This window comes from Maribacter sp. 1_MG-2023, from assembly GCF_030547005.1.
Lineage (GTDB): Bacteria > Bacteroidota > Bacteroidia > Flavobacteriales > Flavobacteriaceae > Maribacter.
Genome location: NZ_JAUOPN010000010.1, coordinates 154607 through 164965, shown reverse-complemented (window position 1 = coordinate 164965; position 10359 = coordinate 154607). Strand labels below are relative to the sequence as shown.

General features: G+C 36.8%; 9 protein-coding genes. 8 read left to right on the top strand and 1 reads right to left on the bottom strand.

Features of this window, described 5'->3' with window-relative positions:
• The first annotated feature begins 145 nt into the window (after positions 1-145).
• The 3 genes from Q4500_RS12750 to Q4500_RS12740 all read left to right on the top strand — a co-directional run bounded on the left by Q4500_RS12750 (position 146) and on the right by Q4500_RS12740 (position 3246).
• Positions 146-883, top strand: coding sequence for an SDR family NAD(P)-dependent oxidoreductase (locus tag Q4500_RS12750; protein WP_303600028.1), 738 nt, complete (start codon positions 146-148; stop codon positions 881-883).
• 4 nt (positions 884-887) lie between these two features.
• A complete protein-coding gene (locus Q4500_RS12745; RefSeq protein ID WP_303600027.1) occupies positions 888-1352 on the top strand; it encodes a MaoC family dehydratase in 465 nt (154 codons plus the stop codon).
• 73 nt (positions 1353-1425) lie between these two features.
• Entirely contained in the window at positions 1426-3246 is a 1821-nt protein-coding gene (locus Q4500_RS12740; protein ID WP_303600026.1) for a long-chain fatty acid--CoA ligase, read from the top strand.
• A 149-nt stretch (positions 3247-3395) separates the two neighbouring features.
• Here Q4500_RS12740 and Q4500_RS12735 read toward each other — a convergent pair whose 3' ends face one another.
• Positions 3396-3872 (bottom strand): nucleoside deaminase, encoded by a 477-nt coding sequence (locus Q4500_RS12735; protein ID WP_303600025.1) that lies wholly within the window; start codon positions 3870-3872, stop codon positions 3396-3398.
• A gap of 240 nt (positions 3873-4112) precedes the next feature.
• On the opposite strand from Q4500_RS12735, the gene Q4500_RS12730 reads away from it, so the two are divergent.
• The 5 genes from Q4500_RS12730 to Q4500_RS12710 all read left to right on the top strand — a co-directional run bounded on the left by Q4500_RS12730 (position 4113) and on the right by Q4500_RS12710 (position 10352).
• Positions 4113-5726: a glutamate synthase-related protein gene (locus Q4500_RS12730; protein WP_303600024.1), complete on the top strand. Its 1614-nt coding sequence runs from the start codon at positions 4113-4115 to the stop codon at positions 5724-5726.
• A gap of 12 nt (positions 5727-5738) precedes the next feature.
• A complete protein-coding gene (locus Q4500_RS12725) occupies positions 5739-6473 on the top strand; it encodes a hypothetical protein (RefSeq protein WP_303600023.1) in 735 nt (244 codons plus the stop codon).
• 86 nt (positions 6474-6559) lie between these two features.
• Positions 6560-7132: an NAD(P)H-hydrate epimerase gene (locus Q4500_RS12720; protein ID WP_303600022.1), complete on the top strand. Its 573-nt coding sequence runs from the start codon at positions 6560-6562 to the stop codon at positions 7130-7132.
• Between the two features lie 18 nt (positions 7133-7150).
• Complete coding sequence (locus Q4500_RS12715) at positions 7151-9100, top strand: thiamine pyrophosphate-dependent enzyme (RefSeq protein WP_303600021.1); 1950 nt, start codon at positions 7151-7153, stop codon at positions 9098-9100.
• 10 nt (positions 9101-9110) lie between these two features.
• Positions 9111-10352: a sodium:proton antiporter gene (locus Q4500_RS12710; protein WP_303600020.1), complete on the top strand. Its 1242-nt coding sequence runs from the start codon at positions 9111-9113 to the stop codon at positions 10350-10352.
• Positions 10353-10359 lie beyond the last annotated feature (7 nt).

Here is a 10359-nt window from a genome sequence, read left to right as displayed (position 1 = left end):
TTATATTCTAAAATTATCTAACTAATATCAATAATATACTAACAACAACCAACAACCAACAACCAACAACCAACAACCAACAACCAACAACCAACACCTGTGCTGAGCGAAGCCGAAGTAACCAACAACTAAAACTAAAAATAAAATGAGATTAGAAAATAAAGTAGCAGTAGTAACTGGTGGATCGAGAGGAATAGGTCAAGCTATTTCCGAATTATTTGCTAAAGAAGGCGCAACGGTAATCATAGTAGATCTTTTACCAGAAGGTCAAGAAGTTGCCGACGGAATCAATACGAATGGAGGAAAAGCAGAATTTCATTCCGTTTCCGTAACAGATAAAGCTGCGATAGAAACCTTGTTCGCATCGATAAATGAGAAACATGGTAAGCTAGATATTTTAATAAATAATGCGGGAATCACCAGAGATAGAACCCTTGAAAAAATGAGCGAAGCAGAATTTGATTCTGTTGTTGAGGTGAACTTAAAAGGAGTCTTTTTATGTACACAGGCAGCAGCTGTGTATATGAAAGCGAACAAATATGGAAGAATTGTTAGTGCTGCTTCAAATGTAGGCTTACGAGGTAATTTTGGACAAACAAATTATGCGGCTACTAAGGCCGGCGTTATTGCCATGGCAAAAACATGGACTATGGAACTTGGTAAATACGGTATAACAGCCAATGCTATTGCACCAGGTTTTACAATGACTAATATGGTAGATAAGATTCCGAAAGAGCATTTCGCAGCAATAGAGGCTAGTATCCCTTTAAAAACAGTAGCGCAACCTATTGATATTGCCTATGGTTATTTGTATTTGGCATCAGATGAAGCGCGTTTTGTTTCGGGTATTTGTTTAACAATCGACGGCGGAACTTCAAGATAAAATTATGGCAAAGTTAGAAATCGAAAATTTTGAAGAATTTAAAAAGGTAGAAGGGAAACAGCTTCCAGATGGCGATTGGATGACTGTTACCCAAGACATGATCAATGATTTTGCTAAAGCCACGGGAGATTTTCAATGGATTCATGTAGACGTTGAAAAAGCAAAAAAACATTCACCCTTCAAAAAACCGGTAGCTCATGGTTTTATGTCGGTATCATTACTTTCAAAAATGTTAGAAGGCTCAATTCATGTAAAATCGGCACAAATGGGCGTAAACTATGGCTTGAATAAAGTCCGTTTTCCTAGTCCGGTATTAGTAGATAGCCGACTTCGATTAGTGGGAAGTATTTCAAATATCGAAACTTATGGCGACACTGGGTTAAAGGTGACATGGAACTGTACAATAGATATAGAAGGCTCAGAAAAACCGGCATGTGTTGCTGAGTTTTTGAGCCTAATGTTCGAATAACCTTTTACAATGGGTTTCTCAAGAGATACCTTTTGTAATTATTAAATGATTAACTTAAACAAAATAACAAACAATGACTAGACTGTTCGATCTTCTGTACCATCAACTAGAAAATCATCCACTTGAGAAATCGTTAAGTGGTCGAGATTTAAAAGGAAATTGGCAATCATATAGTTCGCAGGCGGTAGTTGAGGCAGCTGAGCAAGCCGCTTCGGGTTTGTTAAGTTTAGGTTTACAGCCAGGTGATAAGGTCGGTATTGTGGTGTACAAAAACAGACCTGAGTTTGTAATCATGGATTTTGCTATACAGCTTGCAGGTATGGTAAGCGTTCCTTTATACCCAACTATTAGCGTAGGTGAGTATGAGTACATATTAAATGAGTCAGAAGTAAAAGCAGCGTTTTGTGGAACTGGCGATTTATTTGATAAATTAACAGAAACCCAAAATAAGGTAAACAGCTTAAAACATATTTTTACTTTTGATGAACATTCAAAAGGAACATTTTGGAAAATTATTTTTGATTCAAAACATACCGATAGAATTTCGGAAATAAAAAAAGGTATAGAAGGGCAAGATTTAGCCACTATTATTTATACTTCGGGTACCACAGGAAACCCAAAAGGGGTAATGCTGACACATAACAATATCATGCATGTGGTAAGGGAAACAGAGCCCCATATGGCGGCAAAAACAGGAGATCAGGTATTAAGTTTTTTACCGATCTGTCATATTTTTGAAAGAGCCGTTCTGTTCGTCTACATTCTAAAAAGTACGAATGTATTTTTTGCAGGAACCGATAATTTAAGTGGCCCAGAAGGTGATTTGGCATTTGTAAAACCAGTCACTTTTGCAACGGTACCTAGATTGCTTGAAAAAATATATGAAGCCATTTATAACAAAGGATTATCGCTTGAGGGAACAAAGAAAAAACTGTTTTTTTGGGCATTGGCATTAACTGATGAATGGGAGCCAAATCAAAAATTATCTTTTGTAAAAAAAATTAAATGGAAAATTGCCGACAAGCTTATTTTTAGCAAATGGCGAGAAGCTATGGGCGGTAATATAAATGCAATTGTTACTGGTGCAGCTCCCTGTCCTGTAAAAATTATGCGAGTTTTCTGCGCAGCGGGAATCCCGATTCGTGAAGGTTATGGACTAACCGAAACATCGCCAACGTTGACTGTAAATACTATGGAAATTGATGGGGTAATGTTAGGTACAGCAGGACCAATTATAGACGGAGTTTACATATTGATCGATACAGAAAGTGGAGATTATCAAGAAGGTGAAGGTGAAATTTTAGCTCACGGACCAAATGTAATGTTGGGTTACTATAAAAAGCCAGAAGTTAATGCAGAGGTTTTTTGTGAAATAGACAATAAACGATGGTTTCGAACGGGTGATATTGGTAAGTTGGTAAAAGGTCCTACAGGTCGTGAATATCTAAAGATTACGGATAGAAAAAAAGAGTTATTAAAAACTTCTGGTGGTAAATATGTTGCTCCGGCTCCTATAGAAAACAGATTGCGAGAAGAGTTTTTGGTAGAGCAAATGATGGTAATTGGTGATAAGCAAAAATTCGTTTCGGCATTAATTGTACCTGCTGAAGAGGCACTTAGAAACTATTGCGGTAAAAAGGATATTTCTTGGACCAGTTTAGAAGAAATTATTCAACATAAAAAAGTAATAAAAAAGTATCAAAAAATAATTAACAAATATAATCCGGAGTTTAGTCACGTAGAGCAAATAAAGAAGTTTAAGCTTATTTCGACTCCATGGCTACCAGTTCATGAAAATGGTTCAGCTGCAGAGTTAACGCCTACACTAAAATTAAAGCGTAGAGTTATTAGAGAAAAGTTTCAAAAAGAAATAGCTGAAATTTATTCAGAATAGTGTGCTATAAACTTTGTTCTAAATGTTGAAATAAAGTTTATGGTTAATACCTTTTGGTTGACATGTAGCTAGAAGCAAAAAAAAGAGAGAAAAACGAACATTGTTTTTCTCTCTTTTTTAAAATAGACACATAATAATCTATAATTTATCTAATACCTCGTTTTATCATTTTTAGAAGCCCAGTTATTAAAAACTTCTACAGCTTCTTCTTGTAGCATTTGTTTAAAGTGAATTTGTCTGTCATGCATACCAACTTCTAATTCATCGTAAATAAATTGGTCATCAAAATCAATCGCCTTTGCATCTGCTTTATCGCAACCGTAATATACAGCTTTAGGTCTAGCCCAATAAATAGCGCCAAAGCACATAGGGCATGGCTCACAAGAGGTGTAGATAATACAATCAGTAAGCTGAAAATCATTCAATTTTTTACAGGCATCTCTAATGACTACCATTTCTGCATGAGCCGTAGGGTCGTTTGTTGAAGTTACCTTGTTATGGCCTTCGGCAATAATTTCTCCGTCTTTGACAACTACGGCACCAAATGGTCCCCCAGCATTTGAGTTCATTCCTTTTACAGCCATTTCAATAGCTCTACGCATAAAAAACTCGTGATCATTCTTCATATATTCTTTTTATTTTTTAGATAATTGGGATGTAAAATTACGGTTTTTGAAGGCATTTAGACTGTTTTGTATAAATCATCTTATTTTGATTTTCTCATAAATCTTGGTAGCTTGAAAGAAATCATTACTATTCACGACAAATATTTGACAATTAAGTCATTTCATTTATGACATAGCTTCTTGTTATTATAGTTGTGCAAAACAATGTTTTTGACTTAAATAATCATAAACCAATCTCCCATGAAAAAACCAATCGCAATTGCCCAAGTAGACACATTAGAAAACAAAAAGCCAGAACACGCTTTAGTTAATGGTTTAGATTTAGTAATCGTAAAGTTCGATGAAGACATTTCAGTACTTTACGGTCGTTGTTTGCACAGAGGCGCTTTAATGTCTGACGGGCATATAGATGGTCATAATCTTATTTGTGGTCTTCACGGTTGGGATTATAGAATAGATACCGGTGTTTCAGAATATAATAATGCAGAGGTACTTCATAAATTCACTACTAAAATAGAAGACGGAAGTCTTTTTGTAGATGAAGAAGAGATAGATGCCTATTTAGTAGATAGTCCGCAACCTTTTAATAGAGACGCTTATTTAGGTGCTTATGCAGATACGCACCCTGAAGAAACGGAACCCTACACCGGCTATATCAAAGAATTGGCAACAAACGGATTGAAAAATCTAGGTCACCATGGTGCTTCGGCTTCGATGGGAGTAGATAGAAATACGTTACCTAAATGGAGCGATATTCAGTTTTTACCAGCACAATTAGCAAGCAGACCTTTGTTAGATGAAGATGCAGTGGCAACCAAAGTTGTAATAGGACCTAAAGCTAAAAAGCCCCTACATTTAGATATTCCTTTGTTTGTGAGTGATATGAGTTTTGGTGCTTTATCACGCGAAGCAAAAATCGCGTTGTCTAAAGGAGCAGAACTAGCAGGTACAGGTATTTGCTCAGGAGAAGGCGGCATGTTACCACATGAGCAAGAAAATAACAGCAAGTATTTTTATGAATTGGCTTCGGCTAAATTCGGATTTTCCTGGGATAAATTGGATAAGGTACAAGCCTTTCATTTTAAAGGCGGGCAAGGAGCTAAAACAGGAACAGGCGGACATTTACCAGGTGTTAAGGTGAGTAAAGAAATTGCTGAGGTTAGAGGATTAAAAGAAGGGGAGACGGCAATATCACCAGCAACTTTTCCAGATTTTCACGGTGTGGATGATTTTAAGTCCTTCGCTGCTCAAGTAAGACAACGCACAGGCGGTATTCCGATCGGATTCAAAATTGCTGCCAGTCATATAGAAAAAGATATTCAGTTTGCACTTGATGTAGGTGTCGATTATATCATTTTAGATGGTAGAGGAGGCGGAACAGGTTCTGCACCTACCATATTAAGAGATAATATCAATGTACCAACAATACCTGCTTTGGCAAGAGCAAGAAAGTATTTAGATAAAGTTGGTGCTTCAGATGTCACCTTGGTTATTACCGGAGGTTTACGAGTTGCCGAAGATTTTGGTAAAGCCCTTATGTTAGGTGCCGATGCTATTGCCGTATCAAACTCGGCTTTACAGGCTATTGGCTGTTTGGGTATGCGTGCTTGCGGTAGTAATAACTGTCCGGTTGGTATTGCAACTCAAAAAAAATCGTTACGTAGTAGATTAATAATAGATTCTTCGGCAAAACAATTGCATAACTATTTTGATGCTACAAATAACCTTATTAAAGTTATTGCAAGAGCTTGTGGTCATGATGATGTCTCTAAATTTAATTTTGATGACCTATCTACTTTCAATCATGATATGCATCGTTTAACAGGAATTAATTATGGTGGTGTTAACCCCTAAAACAAAATAAAGATGGAAAAAATGATGCATTTAGCGGCACAATATTTAGCTGCAGCAGGAATAAGTTTTGTAGAGAAGAAAGCAGATGATAGTCACACTAATCTTGGTTGGTCAACTGATAAACAACGTTTAGAAACACACCCATTATCATCAAACGGAGATGTACTTGCTTTAAACTATACTACGTTTTCATTAGAATGGATTTCACCTAAGAACAATGCTTCCTTTCCATTAGATGGTAAAACCCATCAACAAGTGTTGAAATGGCTAACAAGTTCTGCGGATGCATTTTTGGGTAAGAAGTATACCTATGATTTTCATTACGAGCTACCATATTCAATTTATAATTCTTTCACTTTTAAACTAAATGCCTCAAAATTAAAAGAGCTTGCAGATTTGAGAACTTTGGCGCAATCTAGTTTAGAACAAACACTTAACAAAACGGGTTTGGCGTCTAGCATTCGAGTTTGGCCACATCATTTTGATTCTGGAGCATATGCAAATTTAGCGGATACTATTACCGTGGGTCTTGGGCTGGCAATACCTGATGATGTAGTAAGGGAGCATTATTTTTATATCAGCGGATACAAAGGTCATAACGGTTTAGATACTTCTAAGTTTGATTCTCTTTCATTAGGTGAATGGAAAAACGACGGATTTAAAGGAGCAGTTTTACCTGCTACAAAAATTAATGAAGAACAAGTGGTACAGTTTTTCACGGAAGCTATCAATACCTATAAAAAGTAAATATGCAGGTAACCAGTCTTTCATTAGAAGCCTTTAAAGAGATGGATTATTGGGCGGTTGAAAAATACAACCTGTCCATTGAATAGATGATGGAAAATGCGGGGCTTCAACTAGCAAGATTAATCGCCAAAAAGGCAACTGAGACCTCTGTTATCACTATTGGCGTTGGTAATGGAAACAATGGCGGTGGCGGTTTAGTAGCTGCTCGCAGACTTGCTGCTTGGGGGTTTAAAGTGAATTTAGACTTGGTAGTTCCTATTGCCAAAGACCTCCCAAAAGCACAATTAGAAAGAGCGTTGTTATTTGGAGCTAAAGAAGGTATTCCAGAAACAACGGATATTTGGGTAGATGCCTATTTAGGATTCTCTCAAAGATTACCGTTGTCAGATGCATTTGTAAAAAGTATTGCATTAGCAAACGCATCAACGGCATTTAGAATATCATTGGATATTCCCGTTGGTATTTCTAAAGATGGTGAATTGTCAGGGTTTAAAGCGAACCAAGTAATGACCTTGGCAGCTCCTAAAATTCTTTTAGAAAAATTACCAAACGGAGTAGAAGTATTTATGGCTGATTTAGGAATTCCAAAATCGGTTTATGAGCATTTCAATATTCAAATGCCTGATTTTAAAGAATACCAATTGATAAAAATAAAATAACCAGAAAAACCCGACCCCATGGAAAAGAAAGTAGTGTGGCATAAAGTGTTAGATAATAAAAAGAGATTGGCAGAAGGTCGTGTAATGACCGTTACTGCTGCTCATAAAGGTATTTGTTTAACACATTTTAAAGGCAAATTTTCTGCTCTAGATAATAAGTGTCCACATCAAGGCGGTCCTTTAGGCGAAGGTTCTATTGAAAACGGATTGTTACGTTGCCCGTGGCACGGTTGGGATTTTGACCCTTGTACCGGTGTGCCGCCAGGTGGTTTTGATGATGGTATAGAAACTTTTCCAACAAAAGAAGAGGACGATGAAATTTTTGTGGGTATTGAAGAGGAAGAGAAGCACGCAGAAACTATTTCTGATGTGATGATAGAAACCATGATAAATTGGGGCGTTGATACCGGTTTTGGTATGGTTGGTCACTCAAACCTAGGGGTTGCCGATGCCATGATGCGTCAAGAAGAAAAAGGAAATTTCAGGTTTTTCGGAATACGTCATGAAGGCGCTGCAGCATTTGCGGCATCTGCTTATGGTAAACTAATGGGGAAACCCGCAGTTTGCTTTGGTATTGCAGGTCCGGGTTCTACCAATATGTTCACAGGTATGTGGGATGCTAAAGTAGACCGTTCACCAATGCTGGCTATTTCTGGTCAGGTAAATACACAAGTACTGGGAACAGGTGCTTTTCAAGAGGTAGATTTGGTAGGTGCTTTTCAAACCGTAGCCAATTTTAACCATAGTGTACAACAAAACTCTAAGCATAGTGAGTTAATGAGCTTGGCTATTAAAAGCGCATTGATAAATAGAGATGTATCTCATATTACTTTCCCAGATGAGGTTGCGTTTATGCCAAAGCCAGAGAACGAAGAGGCACAGACTCCAGAAGATAGAATTACACCTTTTAATATTTCACCACCAAGACAAATGGTAGCGAAAGCAGTAGGTATGATTACAGATTCAGAACGACCTGCAATAATCGTAGGGCATGGCGCTCGTTTTCAAATGGATGCTATAATCGCATTTGCAGAAAAATTAAACTGTCCGGTAATCACCACCTTTAAAGGAAAAGGACAAATTTCTGACCATCATGAATTAGGTTGTGGAGTACTAGGAAGAAGCGGAACGCCCATAGCTTCATGGTTTATGAACGAGAGTGATTTATTGATTGTTTTTGGAGCATCGTTTTCTAATCATACAGGTATTACGCCTAAAAAACCTATTATACAGGTAGATTATGACCCAGCAGCTTTAAGTAAATTTCATAAAGTTGATGCTGCCCTATGGGGAGAGATTTCTGAAACCTTGACCATTATTGAAGAACAAACCGAAGGAAAAATAAATACGGTAGATAGACGCCCAGAAATTGCAAAACGATGGGAGATATGGCAAGAAGAAAAAGCAAGTAGGTTACAAGATGAAAGTACGGTTGGTCTAAGTTCAATTGCAGTATTTGATGCAATGAACAAAGTAGTGCCAGACAATGCGGTTATTGCCGTAGATGTTGGTAACAACACCTATTCTTTTGGTCGTTATTTTGAGCCGAAAAATCAATCTGTATTGATGTCGGGTTACTTGGGTTCTATAGGTTTTGCATTACCTGCAGCAATGGGCGCTTGGGCTGCTCAAGGCAACGAAAGACCTATTTGGTCGGTCTCAGGTGATGGTGGCTTTGGTCAGTATTTAGGTGAGATGATGACTTTGGTGAAATACAATATGAACATTAAGCATGTGCTTTTAAACAACTCGGAAATCGGTAAAATTTCAAAGGAACAAAAAGCGGCTGAATTGAATGTTTGGAAAACTTCTTTACACAATGCTAATTTTTCAAAATATGCTGAGAATTGTGGGGCACTTGGTATTAGAGTTACCAAAATAGAAGAATTAATATCTGCTTTAGAAAAACTAAAAGCACATGATGGTCCGGCATTACTGGAAATAATCACTGACGCTAGTTTGATTTAAATAAGAAAACATGTTTCAATCATTTAGTATCATATTCTTAATTGCCGCCTTTTTTAGTTACGTTAACTATAAGTGGTTAAAGTTGCCATCAACCATTGGGTTAATGATTTTAGCTTTGTCAACGGTCATTTTAATTACATTGACTCAAAATATATTTCCTGCATTTTATCTTTACTTCTGCGATGTGGTAATCAATACAGATTTTAGAAGTCTGTTAATGGACGGTATGTTGAGTTTCTTGCTTTTTGCTGGATCTTTACATGTTAATATAGATGACCTAAAAAAAGTACGGAAATCCATACTATTGTTTGCAACGTTCGGGGTGCTTATTTCTACCACTATTGTCGGGTTTTTAACCTATTATCTTGCTCAATCTTTAAGTATAGAATTACCTCTTATACATGCTTTGCTTTTTGGAGCATTAATTTCGCCAACAGACCCCATAGCGGTAATGTCAATTTTGAAAAAGGCAAATATTCAGAAAAGTTTGGGAGTAAAAATTGAAGGCGAATCATTGTTTAATGATGGTATTGGTGTTGTAGTATTTTCTGGTTTGTTGATTGTAGCACGCTTAGATGAAAATAGCAATGAATCCGTAAGTAGTGCAATTGGCGAGCTATTTTTAATGGAAGCCGTTGGTGGAATTGTCTACGGTTTGATTTTAGGTTATATAGGATATAGAGTTATTAAATCTATTAATGAAAATCCGCAATTAGCGGTTTTAATAAGTTTAGCCATTGTCATAGGCGGTTATGCAATAGCTTCGTTACTTCATGTATCTGGACCTTTAGCTATGGTGGTATCAGGAATGGTCATCGGAAATAAAATTAATATAGCATCAAATAAAGGAATGACCCGGAAAATGCTGAATGAGATTTGGGAAGTTCTAGATGACGTGTTCAATGCTATTCTATTTGTTCTAATAGGGTTGTCAATACATCTTCTTAAATTTGATTCGTTATATCTTACATTAGGCTTTTTGTCTGTATTGGTGGTACTTTTGGCTCGTTTTATATCGGTATTATTACCGTATAGCCTACTTAAACATGAAGAAAGTAAACCTATAAAAACAGTAGTAATTTTAACTTGGGGAGGCTTGCGCGGTGGTATATCAATAGCGCTGGCACTTAGTTTATCAGAAGACCTTTCTGCAGAAATTATATTATACATAACCTATGTTGTTGTAATGGTGTCGGTACTTGTGCAAGGATTAAGTGTTGGTAAAGTAGCAAAGAAAATATATAGCGAGTAAAATTATT